This window comes from Streptomyces sp. CC0208 (assembly GCF_003443735.1).
In the GTDB taxonomy this organism is placed as follows: Bacteria; Actinomycetota; Actinomycetes; order Streptomycetales; family Streptomycetaceae; genus Streptomyces; species Streptomyces sviceus.
The window spans coordinates 7,294,412-7,311,806 of sequence record NZ_CP031969.1 but is presented as its reverse complement, the minus strand read 5'-3'; the positions used below and the strand labels follow the sequence as shown (position 1 = coordinate 7,311,806).

Here is a 17,395-nt window from a genome sequence, read left to right as displayed (position 1 = left end):
TTCAATCCCCCTTCTGCGACAGGTGGTTGGGATCACATCCGAAGCGAAGTCCGCCCGCCCTCCGGCTCCCTGACCACCCTTCAATTCTCCCACCCGGCACTGACAATCCATCGGGACGAGAGGGCGCGGCCTCTGCGCGCGGCGGCCCGCGGAAACGTAAGCTGTGGCTCGTCACACGGACCGGGCAGCGGGGATGAACATGGCGATGATGCGCCTGAGGCGCGAGGACCCGCGCGTCGTCGGCTCGTTCAGGCTTCACAGACGGCTCGGCGCCGGGGGAATGGGAGTCGTCTACCTGGGCTCCGACCGCAAGGGGCAGCGGGTCGCGCTGAAGGTCATCCGGCCGGATCTGGCCGAGGACCAGGAGTTCCGGTCACGGTTCGCACGCGAGGTCTCCGCGGCCCGGCGGATCCGCGGCGGCTGCACCGCCCGGCTGGTCGCGGCCGATCTGGAAGCGGACCGTCCGTGGTTCGCCACCCAGTACGTGCCCGGTCCCTCCCTCCACGACAAGGTCGCCGACGAGGGTTCCCTCGGCGCCGCCGAGGTCGCCTCCATCGGGGCCGCCCTGTCGGAGGGGCTCGTCGCCGTGCACGAGGCGGGGGTGGTGCACCGCGATCTCAAGCCGTCGAACATCCTCCTCTCCCCCAAGGGTCCCCGGATCATCGACTTCGGCATCGCCTGGGCGACCGGAGCCTCCACCCTCACCCATGTCGGCACCGCCGTCGGCTCCCCCGGTTTCCTCGCGCCCGAGCAGGTACGCGGCGCCGCGGTGACGCCGGCCACGGACGTGTTCTCCCTGGGCGCGACCCTGGCATACGCCTCGATGGGCGACTCGCCCTTCGGGCACGGCAGTTCCGAGGTGATGCTGTACCGCGTGGTGCACGAGGAGGCGCAGCTGCACGGCGTGCCCGACGCGGTCGCCCCCCTCATCCGCGCCTGTCTGGCGAAGGACCCCGAGGAGCGGCCGAGCACCCTCCAACTCTCGCTGCGACTCAAGGAGATCGCGGCCCGCGAGGCACAGGGCCTGCCCGATCTGCGCCCGCCCGCCCCGCGCGCCGGAGAGGCGGACCGGCCCACCGGACGCATCGCCGACACCTACCCGGAGCGGGCCGGCCAGCGACGCCCCCAGGGACAGCCGGGCACGTCCGGCTCCCAAGGCGCTCCTCCGGCCCGCGGTTCCGGACAGGCCCGGGGCCAGGCCCCCGCGCGAGGCGGCGCCCCGTCACGCGGCGGCAGCACCCCGCGCGGCAACGGCGTGCCCTCGTCCCGTCCCGGTTCCCGGCCCACCCCGCCCTCCTCCTCGCGGAACACGACCCGCTCCGGCAGCGGCAGCCGACCCGCGCCGCGCAGCGGTACCGGCCGCCCGACCTCCAGGAACACCAGGACGGGGCTGCGCCCCGCGAACCCGCGCCTGCTGCGCCAGCGGCTGTTCGTGTTCGTCGTCGTGACCCTGCTCGTGGCGCTCGGCATCGCCGCGGCCCAGGGCTGCCAGGGGCCGCCGCGCGGACTCGGCGGCGACGGCGACGGTGCCGTACGGGAGCAACGGCAGGGACAGGTGCACGCGTCGCCGGACCAGGTACCGCCGCAGTGGCCGGCCGGGGTCGGCACGGACTGAACAGGCCGCCGGGACCGCCGTAGGCGATGCCCGGGGCAAGAGAAACCGCTGGTCAGGCCTGCGGCCGCCCCGTCGCCACCGCGTAGAAGGCGACCGCGGCCGCCGCGCCCACGTTGAGGGAGTCGACGCCGTGGGCCATCGGGATGCGGACCCATTCGTCGGCGGCGACCAGGGCCTGGGTCGTCAGGCCGTCGCCCTCGGCGCCGAGCATCAGTGCGACCCGGTCCATCCGGTGCGGGGCGGCCTCGTCGAGGGTCTTGGCCTTGGCGTCCGGGGTGAGGGCGAGGAGGGTGAAGCCGGCCTCGCGGACCGAGTCCAGGCTCTTGGGCCAGGTGTCGAGGCGGGCGTAGGGGACGGAGAAGACCGCGCCCATCGAGACCTTGACGCTGCGGCGGTAGAGGGGGTCGGCGCAGTCGGGCGACAGCAGCACCGCGTCCATGCCGAGCGCCGCCGCGGAGCGGAAGATCGCGCCGATGTTGGTGTGGTCGTTGACCGACTCCATGATCACCACGCGCCGGGCGGTCTGGAGCAACTCGGCCGCCGTGGGCAGCGGTTTGCGCTGCATGGAGGCGAGCGCGCCGCGGTGCACGTGGTAGCCGGTGACCTGCTCGGCGAGCTCCGGGCTGACGGCGTACACCGGGGCGGGGAGTTCGTCGATGACGTCGCGCATGACGTCGACCCACTTGGCGGACAGCAGCATGGAGCGCATCTCGTAGCCGGCGTCCTTCGCCCGGCGGATGACCTTCTCGCCCTCGGCGATGAACAGGCCCTCGGCCGGCTCGCGTTTGCGACGCAGTTCGACGTCGGTCAGGCCCGTGTAGTCGTGCAGGCGCGGGTCGTCGGGATCCTCGACGGTGATGAGATCGGCCACAGGGTGATACTGCCTTGTCCTGGGAGCGGTGCCAACGGCTGGGAGCGGGTTGTGTTACCCCGGGTTACTCCGAGGGCTCCGACACCCGCGGTCCTACGGCGACGACCTCGCCGACGACGATGACGGCCGGGGGCTTCACGTCCTCGGCGACGACCACCTCGCCGACCGTCGCCAGGGTGGCGTCGACCCGGCGCTGGGCGGCCGTCGTGCCCTCCTGGACCAGGGCGACCGGGGTGTCGGGCGACTTGCCGTGGGCGACCAGGGTCTCGGCGATCCGGCCGATCTTGTCGACGCCCATGAGGATCACCAGGGTGCCGGTGAGCTTGGCGAGCGAGGGCCAGTCGACCAGGGAGCGTTCGTCGTCCGGCGCCACATGGCCGCTGACCACCGTGAACTCGTGGGCCACACCCCGGTGGGTGACCGGGATGCCGGCCGCGCCCGGGACCGAGATCGAGCTGGAGATGCCGGGCACGACCGTGCAGGGGATGCCGGCCTCGGCGAGGGCGTGCAGCTCCTCCATGCCGCGGCCGAAGACGTAGGGGTCCCCGCCCTTGAGCCGTACGACCGACCTGCCCTGCTTGGCGTGCTCGATCAGGGCGTTGTTGATGGCCTCCTGAGCCATGAAACGGCCGTACGGGATCTTCGCCGCGTCGATCACCTCGACGTGCGGCGGGAGTTCGGCGAGGAGGTCGCGGGGCCCGAGGCGGTCGGCGATCACGACGTCGGCCTCGGCGAGGAGGCGGCGGCCGCGGACCGTGATCAGGTCGGGGTCGCCGGGGCCGCCGCCGACGAGGGCGACGCCGGGGGTGCGGGTGCGGTGGTGGGGGGCGACGAGGGTGCCGTCGCGCAGGCCCTCGACGACCGCGTCCCGGACGGCCGCCGTGTGGCGGGGGTCGCGTCCCTTCGCGTTGGTCGTGAGCACGGCGACCGTGACGCCCTCGCTGTGTCCCGTCGCCGGGGTCCAGGCGGTGGCGGCGTCGGCGTCGTCGGAGCGGACGCACCAGACGCGGTGGCGCTCGCCTTCGGCGGAGGCCCGCGTGTTGGCTTCCGTGTCACTGGTGGCGATGAGGGCGTACCAGGCGTCCGCGAGGTCGCCCTCGTGGTAGGTGCGCTTCTCCCAGGCGATCTCGCCCGCGTCGGCCATCGCCTCCACCGAGGGGGTGGCCTCGGGGGACACCAGCAGGACGTCCGCGCCCGCCGCGATGAGAGCGGGCAGCCGGCGCTGGGCGACCTGGCCGCCGCCGAGGACGACGACCCTGCGGCCGGTGAGGCGGAGGCCTACGGGGTAGGCGGGGTGTTCGGCCATGAGGTGCGGCTCCTCGTCCTGGCAAGGCGATGGGTGCTACGGCGCTGGAGCAGCCCTGACGTGCAGATTTTAGAGATGGGTTCAGCGTACGGCCGGGGTGGGGTGCACGCAGGAGCGCGTACCCCACCCCGGTCGCGGGGTCACTTCTCGGTGACACCCGCCGAGTCGAACGTGGCGACCTCGTGCATGGCCCGCGCCGTGCTCTGGACCAGCGGCAGGGCCAGCAGGGCGCCCGTGCCCTCGCCGAGACGCAGGTCGAGGTCGACCAGGGGGCGCAGGCCGAGCTTGTTCAGGGCGGCCACGTGGCCCGGTTCGGCGCTGCGGTGGCCCGCGATGCAGGCCGCGAGGACCTCCGGGGCGATCGCGCGGGCCACCAGGGCGGCTGCGCCCGCGCTGACGCCGTCGAGGATGACCGGCGTGCGCAGGGAGGCCCCGCCGAGCAGCAGGCCCACCATCGCCGCGTGTTCGAAGCCGCCGATCGCCGCCAGGACGCCGATCGGGTCGGCGGGGTCCGGCTGGTGGACTTCGATCGCGCGGCGCACGACCTCGGTCTTGCGGGCCAGGGTCTCGTCGTTGATGCCGGTGCCGCGGCCGGTGACCTCGGCGGGGTCGGTGCCCGTGAAGACCGAGATGAGGGCGGCGGACGCGGTGGTGTTCGCGATGCCCATCTCACCGGTGAGGAGCGCCTTGTTGCCGGCCGCGACCAGGTCGCGCGCGGTCTCGATGCCGACCTCGATGGCCTGCTTGGCCTCCTCGCGGGTCATCGCGGGGCCGGTGGTCATGTCGGACGTGCCGGCCCGGATCTTGCGGGGCAACAGGCCGGGGGTGGCCGGGAGTTCGGATGCCACGCCGACGTCGACCACGCACACCTCGGCGCCGACCTGGCCGGCGAAGGCGTTGCAGACCGCGCCGCCGCCGAGGAAGTTGGCGACCATCTGGGCCGTCACCTCCTGCGGCCAGGGGGTGACGCCCTGGGCGTGCACGCCGTGGTCACCGGCGAAGATCGCGACGGCCGCGGGCTCCGGGATCGGCGGCGGGCACTGCCGGGACAGCCCGGACAGCTGGGCGGAGATGATCTCCAGCATGCCGAGCGCACCGGCCGGCTTGGTCATCCGCTTCTGCCGCTCCCAGGCCTCGCCGAGCGCCTTGGCGTCCAGCGGGCGGATCTGGGCGACGGTCTCGCCGAGCAGGTCGTGCGGCTCCTCGCCGGGCAGGGCGCGACGGCCGTACGTCTCCTCGTGCACGACCCAGGACAGCGGGCGGCGCTTGGACCAGCCGGCCTGCATCAGCTCGGGCTCGTCCGGGAACTCGTCGACGTACCCCACGCACAGGTAGGCGATGACCTCCAGGTGCTCCGGGAGTCCCAGCGCACGGACCATCTCGCGCTCGTCGAAGAAGCTGACCCACCCGACGCCGAGGCCCTCGGCGCGGGCGGCGAGCCACAGGTTCTCCACGGCGAGCGCGGCGGAGTACGGGGCCATCTGCGGCTGGGTGTGCCGGCCGAGGGTGTGGCGGCCGCCGCGGGTGGGGTCGGCGGTGACGACGATGTTCACCGGGGTCTCGAGGATGGCCTCGATCTTCAGTTCCTTGAACTGCTTGGCGCGGCCCTTGGGCAGCGACTTGGCGTACGCCTCGCGCTGACGCTGGGCCAGGTCCTGCATCGCCGCGCGCGTCTCGGCGGAGCGGATGACGACGAAGTCCCACGGCTGCGAGTGGCCGACGGAGGGCGCGGTGTGGGCGGCCTCCAGGACGCGGAGCAGCACCTCGTGCGGGATCGGGTCGCTGCGGAAGCCGTTGCGGATGTCGCGGCGCTCCCGCATGACCTTGAGGACGGCCTCGCGCTCGGCGTCGTCGTAGGCGGGCGCGGCGGGGCCCGTGGACTGTCGTGCTTCTGCCACGGGGGCCGTGCTCACTTCCTGGTCTTGCTGGTCTTCCTGATCGGCCGCCCGGGTGTCCAGGTCGTCCGCCTGCTGGGCGAGTTGGGGGCCGACGACCGCGTCGCGCGGGGCCGGGACCGCGGCTTGCGGGGTGTCGTCCGTGGGGAGTGACAGGGGGTGGGGCGGGGTCGGCGCGAGGTGCGGGGTGGTCGGCACCGTTCCCTCCACCGGCACGAACTCACCGAGGGGCTGACCCGGTTGGGGTTCCAGGGGAACTCCCGCGGGCAGGACGACGTCCGCCTCGGCGGTACCGGGGGCCGCGAACTGGTGCTGCGCGTCGGGGAGTCCGGCCGCGAACGGCTGGGTCGCCGGGCCCTGCGGCGCCTGGTCCGGGGTGGGCGGGAACTCCGCCGGCGCGGCGGGCTCCGACTGCTGGACTCCGTCCGCCGCAACCGTCGGGTCCACCGGCTGTACGTCGGTGTCGGCCGCGTCCGCCGCGACGGGCTCCGGCGCTTCCTGGACGGGGTCCTGCGGGGCGGGGTCCTGGGCGGGGTCCTGCGGGACGCTCTGGACGAGGTCCGGGGCGGCGGGTGCGACGTGGGGCGGCTGCGGCTCCCCGGTGGACGCGGCCTGGGCGGCGGGGACGGCCTCCTGGGCCTGCTCGGGCGCCGGTGCCGCCTGCTCGACGGGCACCGCCTCCTCGACGGGGAGGGGCTCGTAGGCCTCGGCGGGGAGCGGTTCGGAAGCGTCCGCGGGGAGCGGCTCGAAAGTCTCGGCGGCCGAGTCGTCCTCCGCGAGTGCGGGGAGGTCTTCGGTCGGTGCGGTGACGGCGTCCGCGTGCTGCGGGGCCGGTTCCGCCTCCGCCGGTACCTCGAGGGGTACGGTTTCGGGGTCGTCCGGGGTGGCCACGGCGACGGCTTCCTGGGCCGCGTCGGGAGCGACCACCGGTTCCTGGGGCAGGTCCTCGGCCGTCACCATTTCCGGGGCGACCGCTTCCGGGACGACTGCTTCCGGCGGGGCAACAGCGGCCACCGCCTCCTGTTCCTCCGCTGCCTGCTCGGCTCCGGCGATCTCCGTCTCGGCCAGGACGGGCTCGGACACCACGGGCTCAGACACGACGGCCTCGGCGACCGGCATGGTGGCCTCGGTCTCAACCGCCGCAGCGGGGGCCTCCACGACGGGCACGGCCTCGGGCACGGGCGCCTGCTCGGCCGCCTGGGCCTCGTCGATCACCGAAGCGGCCTCATGGGGGGCGACCGCGTCCTCCGTGGTGACCGCAGCGTCCGCGCCGGCAACGGGACCGGGCTGAACCTCGTCGGGCAGGGAACCGTCTCCCGGCACCTGTGACTGAGCTCCGTCCGCCCCGGAACCGTCGGCCAGGACCTGGCCCGCTTCCGCCACCGGAGCCTGCGACGGCTCCGGCGCGTACGCGGCCTCGGCGACCGGCCCGGCATCCGGCACCGGAGCCACCGCAGCCTCGTACTCAGCGCCTTCCGACTCCCCGCCCACCGGTTCCGGTTCCGGCGCCGGAACAACCGTTTCGGCAGCCGGGGTCACCGTACTCACCGGCATCTGAACGGCGGCCTGGGCCGGAGCACCCCACGGGACCGCGCCCTGCGGCTGCGGGGCTTCGTAGTACTCGGGGCCGGGGCCGGGCGCGGCCGGCTGCCGTACCGGCGCGCCCGCGGGGCCGCGGTCGGCGAGGGAGCGGACCGGGCTCGCGGAGGCGTCGGGGATCGGCGGCCCGAGGTGCAGCGGCCGGCGGGGCGTGATGGGCGGGATCGGCACCGTAGGCGCCTGCACCTGGGGTGTACGGACCGCGCTCAGATCGTGCGCTCCGCTGTCGCGGCCGGACATCTCGTGCGGGCCCGGCTCGTGGACGGTCTCGACGACCGGCTCCGGGGCGGGCGGGGCGACCTCGTTGCCCCAGGGGCTCTGGGCGCCCGGCAGCAGCAACAGGTCTTCGTCCTCGGCGGTGGTCTCGGAGAGGTAGGCGTACGCAGCCGGCGCGGGAACGCCGGGCTGTTCCACCATGCCTGCGTTCTCCGGCAGTCCCTCGCCCGGAACCTGGCCGGTGTCGGTCATGCGTACCCCTCGCCCATCGGTTAGTGCTTCTACGACCAGCTCACCGGGGGACGGCGCACCGACCGCCCCCGTAGTGAAGAACGAGCGTGCGTGCCCAGCGGCACGAACGGCCCGCCGAGAAAGACGACAAAGCCATTAACTGGCATTGTCCCGGCCGTTCTCCCGTCGCGACAGGTTGATCCGCGACAGCCCACTGTGGACTGCGCCACGTTGCGCGTCCTCCGGTTCTGCCGTACCGCACCCCATCCCAAAACGGGCGCGCTTTCCGGACATTGACGAACGAATGCCGGTCGGCCGGGAGCGGTACAACGGTCGGCCAGCCTACCGCGCGCAGTACGACAACAGGATCACGGGGACGGCGAACGCACCGCGAGCGTCGTCAGGCCGTGCGGTCCGGCAGGACCCCGCTGAGCAGGAACGCGACACTCCGTTCCGTCTCCGTCCAGGCCCGGGTGTCGAGTTCGACGGACTGGAGGAGGGCGCACTCGACGCGGTAGCCGTGCTCGGTGAGGTCCCGGCCGACGAGTTCGGCCTCGTCGCGGGTGGCCGCGTGGGCGACGATGCGCTGCGGACGCCGGTCGGCGACCGCGGAGACGACGGCCACTCCCCCGCCGCCGACGCGGACGACATCCGGTTCGGGCAGGTTCTCCAGGACGTGCGGGGCGATGCCGGGGACGATCTGGACCTGGAGTCCGAAAGCGCGGGCGTTGGCCTCGGTGCGCTCGCAGGCTCTCAGGTCGCGGTCGACGGCGATGACGGCGGCCCCGGCCCGGGCGGCCTCGGTGGCGAAGGCGCCGCTGCCGCAGCCGATGTCCCACACGAGGTCACCGACGCGCGGTCCCAGTCGGGCGAGTTGGGCCGCGCGGAGCGGCTCCAGTTCCCCTTCGCCCATGAGGCCGCCGTAGGCCTCGGCAGGCAGGGTCCAGCCGCGGGGCGCGGCGGCCGGGTCGCGGCCCGCGATCCAGCCGCCGTCCTCCGTGACGGCGGCCGTGCCGCCGATGACGATGACGAGGTTGGGGTCGCGCCAGGTGTGGTCGGCGGCCTTGTCGGAGGTGACGACGGTGACCTGTTCGCGGTCGGTGCCCAGTTCCTCGCAGATGACGAAGGTGCGGTGGACGCCCTCCATCAGCAGGCCGAGTTCGGCGGGTCCGGCGCCGGGCGAGGTGAGGACGGCGACCTTGGGGTGGGCCCGGCACACGTTCACCGCGCGGCGCAGGGTGCGCCGGTGGGCGACGACCACCTGGGCGTCGTCCCAGGGCATACCGGCCCGCGCGAAGGCGGCGGCGACCGAGGACACGCCGGGGACGACCTCGACCTCCAAACCGAACTCGGGTGCGCGCAGGGTCCGTACGACTCCGAAGAATCCGGGATCGCCGTCCGCTAGCACGACCGCGGTGCCGCGGTGGCCGGTGATACGGCGGGCGGCGAGGGCCACGCTGCCGAGGCGGATGCGTTCGGCGGCGGGGGGGACCTCGGGCAGTGCGAGGTGGTGGGCGGCGCCCGCGACCAGCGTGGCGGCGCCGAGGGCGGAGCGTGCCGCGGCGGTCAGCGGCGAGCCGTCCCAGCCGATCACCGTGACCCGGTCGGCCATCGTCTCTCAGTCTCCAGGGGTGTGCGCGGGTTGTCGTCGGTGGGCAGCCCGCGGGCGGCTCCGTGAGGGTACCCGCTGCGCCACTGAAGCGCTTTCGCCGGCCCGGGTCCGGATCCGGTCAGTTCCAGTCGGAGTAGGTCGTGAAGCCGTCCGTGTCGGCCAGCCGGTCGCCCGCTCCGTCGAGGTCCTCGGGCAGCAGGCTCCACACGATGAAGTCGGTGCGGACGTCGCTCCAGGTGCCGTCGTCGGCGCGGACGTGCGCTATACAGGCGCCTCGCAGGACACCTTCGCTGATACAGCCGATCTTCTGCGCGACCTGCTGGGAGGCGGTGTTGTCGGCCGCCGTGCGCAGCTCGATCCGCTCGAACTTCTGGTCGGTGAACAGCCACTGGGCGGTGGCGAGCGCGGCCTCGGAGGCGTAGCCCTCGCCGCGGGCCCAGGGGGCGATGATGTACGACAACTCCGTGGAACGGACGTGCCAGTTGGTCTTCGCGAGCTGGACGACGCCGACCAGGCGCTGGGTGAGGAACTCGGTGACGGCGAAGTTGATGCCACGACCGGACTCCCGCTCGGCCGGCGCGTACTGCGTGATCCAGCCGCGCGCCTGGTCCTCGCTGTAGGGCTGGGGCACGTCGGTCCAGGCCCCCACCTGCTCGTCGTTCATCATCTCGGCCAGCGCGGGCACGTCGTCCTCGTCCAGGGGGCGCAGCACCAACCGCTCCGTGCTGATGGAGATGTTGGGGAAGGTGCCAGTCATGCGCCACTCCGTAACCGTCGGAAAACCTGCGAGGCCTGCTGAACTGCCCAGCATGCAGCATGAAAGCACCGAACCGCATCACGGGGCCCACACATGGTGAGCGAGTGGACCCCGTGCGTGGCGATACGTCGTATACGCGCCCTGGCTACGCCGTTCAGAAGGAGGGGATGACCGAACCGGCGTACTTGTCCTCGATGAACTTCTTGACCTCGGGGGAGGTGAGGAGCTTGGCGAGCTTCTTCACGCGCGGGTCGTCCTGGTTGCCGTCCTTCACCGCGAGGAAGTTGCCGTAGGGGCTGTTCTTCGCGGACTCCAGGACGAGGGCGTCCTTGGCCGGCTTGAGGTCGGCGGAGATGGCGTAGTTGCCGTTGACCACCGCCGCGTCCACGTCGTCGAGGGAGCGCACGGTCTGGGCCGCCTCGACCTCCTTGAACTTGAGGTTCTTCGGGTTCTTGGCGATGTCCTGCGGGGTCGCCTCGCTGCCGACGCCGTCCTTGAGCGTGATCAGCCCGTTGGCGGCGAGCAGCTTCAGGGAGCGGGCCTCGTTGACGGCGTCGTTCGGGACCGCGACGGTCGCACCGCTCTTCAGGGCGTCGACGCTCTTCACCTTGTGGGAGTAGAGGCCGAGCGGCTCCAGATGCACCGTGACGACGGGCACGATGTGCGTGCCGCGCTTCTTGTTGAAGTCGTCGAGGTAGGGCTGGTTCTGGAAGTAGTTGGCGTCCACCGAGCCGTCCTCGGTCGCCGTGTTCGGCACGATGTAGTCCTGGAACTCCTTGACCTCCAGGTCGAGGCCCGCCTTCTTCGCCAGGTTCTCCTTGATGTAGTTCAGGATCTCGGCGTGCGGGGTGGGGCTCGCGGCGACGACCAGCGGTCCGCTGGTGTCGGAGGCGGAGTCCGAGTCCGACGAACCGCAGGCGCTGAGCCCGAAGGTGAGGGCTCCGGCGGCGAGGACGGCGGTGGAGAACTTTACGGTGTTACGCACGAAAAGTGCCTTTCCTTTTGGGTGCAGTGATCCCGCGATGGGGTGCACGGGACGTTCGGGTGTCGTCAGACGGTCTTGGTGTCCGCCGTCGAGGCCTTCAGCAGCCGCAGCTTCGGCGCCGGGCCGGAGCGACCGCCGCGGCGGTGCAGCGAGCGGGCCGCGAAGTCGCCGGCGAACTGGATGAGCGAGATGACGACGGCGAGGATCGCGACGGTGATCCACATCAGCTGGGTCTCGAAGCGCTGGTAGCCGTAGCGGATGGCGATGTCGCCGAGACCGCCGGCGCCGACGGTGCCGGCCATCGCGGAGTAGCCGATGAGCGCGACGATCGTGGTGGTGGTGCTGGCGATGAGCGAGGGCAGCGCTTCCGGCACGAGGACCTTGCGGACGATCGTCCAGGTGTTGCCGCCCATCGACTGCACGGCCTCGACCAGCCCGCCGTCCACTTCGCGGACAGCCGTCTCGACGAGGCGTGCGAAGAACGGGATCGCGCCGATGGCGAGCGGCACGATGGCGGCCTCGCGGCCGATGGTCGTGCCGGTGATCGAGCGGGTGAAGCCCATGAGCGCGACCATGAGGATGATGAACGGCATCGAGCGGGCGACGTTCACGACCTGCCCGATGACCTTGTTCGCGACGACGTTCTGGAGGAGCCCGCCCCGGTCGGTGAGGACGAGCAGGACACCGAGCGGCAGACCGCCCACGACGGCGATGACGGTGGACCAGCCGACCATGTAGAGGGTGTCCCAACACGCCTGCTCCAGCAGGGGCTGCATCTCGGACCAGGTCACTTGGCACCTTCCTTCGCCAGCTGGGGCTCACCGACGATGTCGATCTGCAGGCCCTGTTCGCGCAGGAAGCCCACCGGCACCACGTTGTCCTCGTAGCGGCCGGGCAGTTCGATGCGCATCCGGCCGACCTGGAGGCCGCCGACGGTGTCGATGGCGGCCCCGAGGATCGATATGTCGATGTTGTAGGTGCGCGAGAGCTGGGAGATGACGGGCCGGGTGGCCGCCTCCCCCTGGAAGGTCACGTCGATGACGGTCCGGTCCTCGCCGGTGGCGGCGCCGCCGACGGGGAAGAGAGCGGAGGCCAGCTCGGAGCCGGGAGTCCCGAGCAGTTCACTGACCGTGCCGGACTCCACGATGCGACCGTTCTCCATCAGGGCCGCCGAGTCGCAGACCGACTTCACGACGTCCATCTCGTGGGTGATGAGCAGGACGGTGAGGCCCAACTGCCGGTTCAGGTCGCGCAGCAGCTGGAGGATCGAGCGCGTGGTCTCGGGGTCGAGGGCGCTGGTGGCCTCGTCGGACAGCAGCACCTTGGGGTCGCCGGCCAGGGCGCGGGCGATGCCGACGCGCTGCTTCTGGCCGCCGGAGAGCTGGGCCGGGTAGGCGCCCGCCTGGTCGGCGAGTCCGACGAGCTCCAGGAGCTCAAGTGCCTTGCGGGAGCGCTCCTTGCCGGACTTGCCGAGGATCTCCAGCGGTAGTTCGACGTTGTCCCGGACCGTCCGGGTGGACAGCAGGTTGAAGTGCTGGAAGACCATGCCGATACGGCTGCGCGCCTGCCGCAGCTCCTTGCCGGCGCGCTGACCGCGGCCCGCGAGGGCGGTGAGGTCCTGTCCGGCGACGGTCACGGTGCCGGCGGTGGGGCGCTCCAGCAGGTTGACGCAGCGGATGAGCGAGGACTTGCCGGCGCCGGACTGGCCGATGACGCCGTACACCTCGCCTTCGCGGACATGGAGATCGACGCCGTCCAGGGCGGTGACCTCACGGCCGCGCGAGCGGTAGACCTTGGTCAGGCCTGTTGTCGTGATCACTGGGTTTCCGTCACTGTCGAGTACCCGGGCGTGGGTGTGCCCTGGTACGGGAGAGAAGTCGTGCGCGGGCACATGGGTCACGTACGGCGTTCACGGCGTACGGACGTGCCGGGGCGGCTCGCTTCGGGGCGCGAGACTCAAGGGGGTGGTGCGGGGGCCCTCTAACAGGCGCACATTCGACACATACAACGAGCACCGGGCGTCAGGGTCGCCTCGGTCGCAAGGGTGCGGGAGCTCGTCGTGGTCATGCGATCAGTAAAGCAGACGTATGGGGGCGGCCAAGAACCCGTTGTCCGCATGGTGGACAGCGGTGGACAGGCGTCAGGAGCGGACGGAGATCTCCACGTTCTTGGCGGTGACCAGAGCCGACAAGGCCGACAGGTTCTCCACCACCAGGTCGGCGTCGAGCTCATGGGCCTGGTGGGTTGTGGTCAAGGCCACGGTGGTCATACCGGCGGCGCGGCCTGCGCGCAGGCCCGCGGGGGCGTCCTCGAAGACGACACAGCGGGACGGGTCGACGCCGAGTTCGCGGGCGGCGAGCAGATAGGGCTCGGGGTCGGGCTTGCCGCGGGTGACGTCGTCGGCGGCGACCAGGGTCTTGGGCAGGATGCCGACGGCGTCGAGCCGGGCCTCGGCGAGACGGCGGGTGGCGGAGGTGACGACGGCCCAGCGGATGGGGGTCCCCCGGGCTTCGAGCGTAGCCGAGAAGTTGGGGGAGGACAGCGAGTCCAGGAAGGCCGCGGTCCCGGGCAGCAGATGAACACCGCCGTTGGGTACGTCCTCCACCTCCAACTCCTCGATCCGCGCGAGGGCCCGTGGCACGACGTCGGCGGGGAGCAGGTCCGCTGCTATCTCGACGGCCGGGCGCCCGTGCAGTTCGACCTGTGCGAACGCCTCCGCGGTGATGCCGAACTCCGCCGCCCAGCGCGTCCAGCAGCGGTGGACGGATTCGAGGGAGGAGACGAGGGTTCCGTCGTTGTCGAACAGGAGGGCTTCGGCCTGGATCTTCATGCCGTCGACCCTACGGTGCCGGGCGGGGGCGGCCGCATCAGGCCTTTTGCGCCGTAATAGGCTCGCCGCATGTTTGATGTCCTGACGCTGGTGACCGGCGTCGCCGCGCTGCTGCTGGCCGCCTGGTGCGGCTGGGCCGCCTACCGTGACGAGCCGACCAAGGACTGGCACTTCATCGGGATGGCCGTCGTGTCGGTGCTGGCGCTGGTTCAGCTGGTGGTCGGGATCGTGCAGCTGGCACGGGGCGAGAAGCCGGAGCAGGGGACGACGATCTTCGTCGCCTATCTGCTGGGGGCGTTCGCGTGTGTGCCGGCGGCGGGGTTCATGTCGCTCGCGGAGCGGACGCGGTGGGGATCGGTGACGGTTGCCGCCGGCGGTGTGGTGCTGGCCGTTCTGGAGGTGCGGCTCTATGACATCTGGGGAGGCTGACGTGAGCGGCGGCCGGCGGCGGCTGACCAGTGGGCCGGGGACGCTGCTGGTATGGCTGTACGGGGTGATGGTGGTCGGAGCGGTTTCGCGTTCGGCCGTGCAGATCTCCACGGAGTTCGACCGGGCGCCGCTTGCCTATTCGCTGTCCGCCGTCGCCGGTGTCGTCTACGGGTTCATCACGTACTCGTTGGTGCGGGGTGGGGAGACGGCTCGCAGGGCGGCGCTGGTGTGCTGTGTCGTGGAGCTGTTGGGTGTGCTGACGGTGGGGACCTGGACGTTGGTCGAGCCGTCCGCGTTTCCTGACGCGACCGTGTGGTCGGACTTCGGGATCGGGTATCTGTTCATTCCCGTGCTGCTGCCGCTTTCGGCCATCTATTGGTTGCGGAAGGGTGCGCGGGACGGGGATGCCACCTGAGGTCGAGTGGCGGCATCCGGTCCGTCGTGGCTGGTCGCGCAGTTCCCCGCGCCCCTTAAAGGCACATATCAGGCCGTAGCTGCATACGTCCCCGCCGGCTTCTCCAGGACGATCATCGGGACCCCGTCCTCACCCTCCGACGTGCCCACCGTCTGGTAGCCGACCTTGCGGTAGAGGCGGAGGTTGCCCTCGCTGCGGTGGCCGGTGAAGAGGCGGAAGCTGGTGGCGCCGCGGTCGTCCGCGAGGGCGGATTCGGCCGCCCGGAGGAGACGGGCGCCGATGCCGTGGCCCTGGAGGCGGGGGTGGACGCAGAGTTTGCCGATGGCGGCCGAGCCGTCCTCGGTGACGCGGCCGCGGACCGAGCCGACCACCTCATCTCCCAGGCGGGCCACGAAGACACAGTCCGAGGCCACCTCGGCACGGACCGAGTCCAGGGTCTGGACGAGCGGATCGATGCGGTAGTTGCCGTACAGCGCCGCCTCACTCTGGAAGCACAGGTACTGCAGCCTGAAGATCTGCTCCGCGTCCTGCTCGGCCGCCGCAGAGATGGTCACGCTCATGCCCATGTGCGCACGCCTCCCGCTCACCTGATCGCCTGTCGTCCCCCACTCCTATCCCCGTGTTCGGCGTGTCGCAACCTCCGGTGCAAGCAGTCGTCGCAGACATCCCAGGCATCTGGAACGTTCCGGACCGAGACTGCCCTGTGAGATACCCAACTCCCCCGCGATCTCCCGGTAGGTGAGGTCCCTCGGGGACAGGAGGGCCGCCATCAGCGAGGGGCAGCGGCCGGGCAGTCGGCGCACCGCGTCGTGCAGGGCCCTGCGCCGGGCCGCGGCGAGGGTGAGCTGCTCGGGGGTGCGGTCGGCGTCGGCCGCGGGCTCGGTGTCGTAGGGCCGTTCGAGGCGGGTCGTACGACGGCTGCGGCGGGACTCGGAGCGGACGGCGCGGCGGAGCCAGCCGGGCGGGTCGAGGGGCGGGCCCTGGGTCTCCAGGTGCTCCAGGAGGCGGAGCCAGACCGCCTGTTCCAGATCGGCGGGTTCCGTACCGGAGGCATGTGCCTCCGCCGAGGCCTCGGCGGTGAGCAGCGGGCGCAGGGTGGTGACCAAGTCGTGCGTCATATGCGGTACGACCCGGCCGCCCGGGTCGTGGGTTGCCCGGGCGGCCGTAAGTCACCCCCATCGGGGGGCCGTCGGCTCAGCCGTTGACGAAGTCCTCACGCGCCAGGACTCCGGTGTCCGCGTTGTCGGTGAAGACGCCGTCGATACCGGTGGCGAAGTACCGCTTGAACGCGCCGAAGGCGTCTCCGTAGGCGTCCGCGTCCGTGCCCTTGCGGTACTCCGCCGGCAGGAAGGGGTTCTCGTTGCGCATGGTGTAGGGGTGCAGGATCAGCCCGACCTTGTGCGCGTCGGTGACCAGGGTGGTCTCCGTGTCGAGGCTGCCGTCGGCCTTCTTGGTGATGACCAGGTCGAGGGTCGGGCCGATGCCCTGGGCGTAGCCCGCGATCTCCCTGAGGCCCTTGGGGGTGATCAGGTCGGCGACCGTGCGCGGGTCGCCCGTGGCGACGAAGTCCCAGGGGCGGGTGTTCGCGGCGGACAGGAGGACGACCAGGGGGTTGTCGACGAGCTTGTTCAGGCGCTGGATGCTGGTCGGCTCGAAGGACTGGAGGATGACCGGGGAGTTGCGCCTGGCCTTGCCGTGCTTGTGCAGAAGCTTCGCGACCCGCTCCTCCAGGCCCAGGCCGAGCCCCCGGAAGTAGGTGGGGTGCTTGGTCTCGGGGTAGATCCAGACCTGCTTGCCGCGCCTGCGGGTCTGCTCGTCCTGCCACTTGAGGACTTCCTCGAAGGTGGGGATCTCCCAGCGGCCGTTGTAGAGCGTGTTGTGCGGGCGGTTGGCCGGGATGCGCTCGATCGCGCGGAGCGTCTTGAGCTCGGCGAGCGTGAAGTCCTCGGTGAACCAGCCGGTGGTGGAGACGCCGTCGAGGACCTTGGTCTTCTTGCGGTCGGCGAACTCCTTGTGGTCGGCGACGTCGGTCGTGCCGCCGATCTCCGGTTCGTGGCGGCAGACGAGGTGACCGTCTCTGGTGGGGACGAGGTCGCCGGCCTCGACGATGTCGGCGCCCAGGTCGAGGGCGAGCTGGTAGGAGCCGAAGGTGTGCTCGGGGCGGTAGCCGCTGGCACCCCGATGGCCGATGATCGTCGGCACGGGCAGGCTCTTCAGCCCGCCGCCGTGCCCGGCGGATCCGGCGGTCGCGGCTCTCGCCGTACCGGAGAGACCGAGGACGGCTCCCCCGGCGCCGAACATCGCGGCCCCGAGAAGTGCCCGTCGTCCGGTGCCGTCCGTGTGCTCGTCCTGCGATCCCATGGGGACCCCTCCTGCCGTCGCCTCTTCGATGCGGGCCGATCGTAGGTCCGGGTCCGTGACGGGCGGGAGACCTCCGGCGGAACACGCGGGTGACGCGGGATGTCGTACGGGAACAGATGTCTGATGGTTCGTCGGCTTCAGGGCGGAGCGGCGGGGTACGCGTCGACCGGGGCGACCTCCGTCACATCGTTCCGCCCGGGTTTCCGGGAGGCAACGGGGTTCAACCGCAGGTAAACGAGTGTCAACAGTGCGTAAGACCTCGGTGAACCCCGG

At 71.7% G+C, this 17,395-nt stretch carries 15 protein-coding genes; 3 read left to right on the top strand and 12 right to left on the bottom strand.

Annotated features, from left to right (window positions below):
• Positions 1 to 193 precede the first annotated feature (193 nt).
• A complete protein-coding gene (locus D1369_RS33570) occupies positions 194 to 1,615 on the top strand; it encodes a serine/threonine-protein kinase (protein WP_205574542.1) in 1,422 nt (473 codons plus the stop codon).
• A gap of 52 nt (positions 1,616 to 1,667) precedes the next feature.
• On the opposite strand, the gene D1369_RS33565 is transcribed toward D1369_RS33570, so the two are convergent.
• The 9 genes from D1369_RS33565 to D1369_RS33525 all read right to left on the bottom strand — a co-directional run bounded on the left by D1369_RS33565 (position 1,668) and on the right by D1369_RS33525 (position 13,917).
• Positions 1,668 to 2,486: an RNA methyltransferase gene (locus D1369_RS33565; RefSeq protein ID WP_118082788.1), complete on the bottom strand. Its 819-nt coding sequence runs from the start codon at positions 2,484 to 2,486 to the stop codon at positions 1,668 to 1,670.
• Positions 2,487 to 2,550: 64 nt separating this feature from the next.
• Positions 2,551 to 3,792 (bottom strand): uroporphyrinogen-III C-methyltransferase, encoded by a 1,242-nt coding sequence (gene cobA, locus D1369_RS33560; RefSeq protein ID WP_118082787.1) that lies wholly within the window; start codon positions 3,790 to 3,792, stop codon positions 2,551 to 2,553.
• Positions 3,793 to 3,932: 140 nt separating this feature from the next.
• A complete protein-coding gene (gene cobT, locus D1369_RS33555; protein WP_118082786.1) occupies positions 3,933 to 7,754 on the bottom strand; it encodes a nicotinate-nucleotide--dimethylbenzimidazole phosphoribosyltransferase in 3,822 nt (1,273 codons plus the stop codon).
• Positions 7,755 to 8,133: 379 nt separating this feature from the next.
• Positions 8,134 to 9,345, bottom strand: a complete 1,212-nt coding sequence (gene cbiE / locus D1369_RS33550) for a precorrin-6y C5,15-methyltransferase (decarboxylating) subunit CbiE (protein ID WP_118082785.1) — start codon at positions 9,343 to 9,345, stop codon at positions 8,134 to 8,136.
• Between the two features lie 118 nt (positions 9,346 to 9,463).
• A complete protein-coding gene (locus tag D1369_RS33545; RefSeq protein ID WP_037899332.1) occupies positions 9,464 to 10,102 on the bottom strand; it encodes a GNAT family N-acetyltransferase in 639 nt (212 codons plus the stop codon).
• Positions 10,103 to 10,256: 154 nt separating this feature from the next.
• Complete coding sequence (locus D1369_RS33540) at positions 10,257 to 11,087, bottom strand: MetQ/NlpA family ABC transporter substrate-binding protein (protein WP_007380759.1); 831 nt, start codon at positions 11,085 to 11,087, stop codon at positions 10,257 to 10,259.
• Between the two features lie 65 nt (positions 11,088 to 11,152).
• Positions 11,153 to 11,878 carry a methionine ABC transporter permease gene (locus D1369_RS33535; RefSeq protein WP_007380760.1) on the bottom strand — a complete coding sequence of 242 codons (726 nt, stop codon included), beginning with the start codon at positions 11,876 to 11,878 and terminating at the stop codon, positions 11,153 to 11,155.
• Positions 11,875 to 12,906 carry an ATP-binding cassette domain-containing protein gene (locus D1369_RS33530; protein WP_037899336.1) on the bottom strand — a complete coding sequence of 344 codons (1,032 nt, stop codon included), beginning with the start codon at positions 12,904 to 12,906 and terminating at the stop codon, positions 11,875 to 11,877. The genes D1369_RS33535 and D1369_RS33530 overlap by 4 nt, the downstream gene beginning before the upstream one ends.
• 321 nt (positions 12,907 to 13,227) lie before the next feature.
• Complete coding sequence (locus tag D1369_RS33525; protein ID WP_007380762.1) at positions 13,228 to 13,917, bottom strand: HAD family hydrolase; 690 nt, start codon at positions 13,915 to 13,917, stop codon at positions 13,228 to 13,230.
• A 69-nt stretch (positions 13,918 to 13,986) separates the two neighbouring features.
• On the opposite strand from D1369_RS33525, the gene D1369_RS33520 reads away from it, so the two are divergent.
• Together D1369_RS33520 and D1369_RS33515 are read left to right on the top strand one after the other, a co-directional pair.
• A complete protein-coding gene (locus D1369_RS33520; RefSeq protein WP_007380763.1) occupies positions 13,987 to 14,346 on the top strand; it encodes a hypothetical protein in 360 nt (119 codons plus the stop codon).
• Positions 14,327 to 14,761 carry a hypothetical protein gene (locus D1369_RS33515; protein WP_007380764.1) on the top strand — a complete coding sequence of 145 codons (435 nt, stop codon included), beginning with the start codon at positions 14,327 to 14,329 and terminating at the stop codon, positions 14,759 to 14,761. The genes D1369_RS33520 and D1369_RS33515 overlap by 20 nt, the downstream gene beginning before the upstream one ends.
• A 68-nt stretch (positions 14,762 to 14,829) precedes the next feature.
• On the opposite strand, the gene D1369_RS33510 is transcribed toward D1369_RS33515, so the two are convergent.
• The 3 genes from D1369_RS33510 to D1369_RS33500 all read right to left on the bottom strand — a co-directional run bounded on the left by D1369_RS33510 (position 14,830) and on the right by D1369_RS33500 (position 17,122).
• Positions 14,830 to 15,327: a GNAT family N-acetyltransferase gene (locus D1369_RS33510; RefSeq protein ID WP_007380765.1), complete on the bottom strand. Its 498-nt coding sequence runs from the start codon at positions 15,325 to 15,327 to the stop codon at positions 14,830 to 14,832.
• A gap of 45 nt (positions 15,328 to 15,372) precedes the next feature.
• Positions 15,373 to 15,879 (bottom strand): sigma-70 family RNA polymerase sigma factor, encoded by a 507-nt coding sequence (locus tag D1369_RS33505; RefSeq protein ID WP_007380766.1) that lies wholly within the window; start codon positions 15,877 to 15,879, stop codon positions 15,373 to 15,375.
• A 76-nt stretch (positions 15,880 to 15,955) separates the two neighbouring features.
• Positions 15,956 to 17,122 (bottom strand): glycerophosphodiester phosphodiesterase, encoded by a 1,167-nt coding sequence (locus D1369_RS33500; RefSeq protein WP_007380767.1) that lies wholly within the window; start codon positions 17,120 to 17,122, stop codon positions 15,956 to 15,958.
• Between the last annotated feature and the right edge of the window lie 273 nt (positions 17,123 to 17,395).

What these genes read in the sequence shown, in the direction of transcription:
- D1369_RS33525 (WP_007380762.1), bottom strand. Translation starts at nt 13,917, where the DNA reads ATGAAGATCCAGGCCGAAGCCCTCCTGTTCGACAACGACGGAACCCTC.
- D1369_RS33520 (WP_007380763.1), top strand. Translation starts at nt 13,987, where the DNA reads ATGTTTGATGTCCTGACGCTGGTGACCGGCGTCGCCGCGCTGCTGCTG.
- D1369_RS33515 (WP_007380764.1), top strand. Translation starts at nt 14,327, where the DNA reads ATGACATCTGGGGAGGCTGACGTGAGCGGCGGCCGGCGGCGGCTGACC.
- D1369_RS33510 (WP_007380765.1), bottom strand. Translation starts at nt 15,327, where the DNA reads ATGGGCATGAGCGTGACCATCTCTGCGGCGGCCGAGCAGGACGCGGAG.
- cobT (WP_118082786.1), bottom strand. Translation starts at nt 7,754, where the DNA reads ATGACCGACACCGGCCAGGTTCCGGGCGAGGGACTGCCGGAGAACGCA.
- D1369_RS33500 (WP_007380767.1), bottom strand. Translation starts at nt 17,122, where the DNA reads ATGGGATCGCAGGACGAGCACACGGACGGCACCGGACGACGGGCACTT.
- D1369_RS33545 (WP_037899332.1), bottom strand. Translation starts at nt 10,102, where the DNA reads ATGACTGGCACCTTCCCCAACATCTCCATCAGCACGGAGCGGTTGGTG.
- cobA (WP_118082787.1), bottom strand. Translation starts at nt 3,792, where the DNA reads ATGGCCGAACACCCCGCCTACCCCGTAGGCCTCCGCCTCACCGGCCGC.
- D1369_RS33570 (WP_205574542.1), top strand. Translation starts at nt 194, where the DNA reads ATGAACATGGCGATGATGCGCCTGAGGCGCGAGGACCCGCGCGTCGTC.
- D1369_RS33505 (WP_007380766.1), bottom strand. Translation starts at nt 15,879, where the DNA reads ATGACGCACGACTTGGTCACCACCCTGCGCCCGCTGCTCACCGCCGAG.
- cbiE (WP_118082785.1), bottom strand. Translation starts at nt 9,345, where the DNA reads ATGGCCGACCGGGTCACGGTGATCGGCTGGGACGGCTCGCCGCTGACC.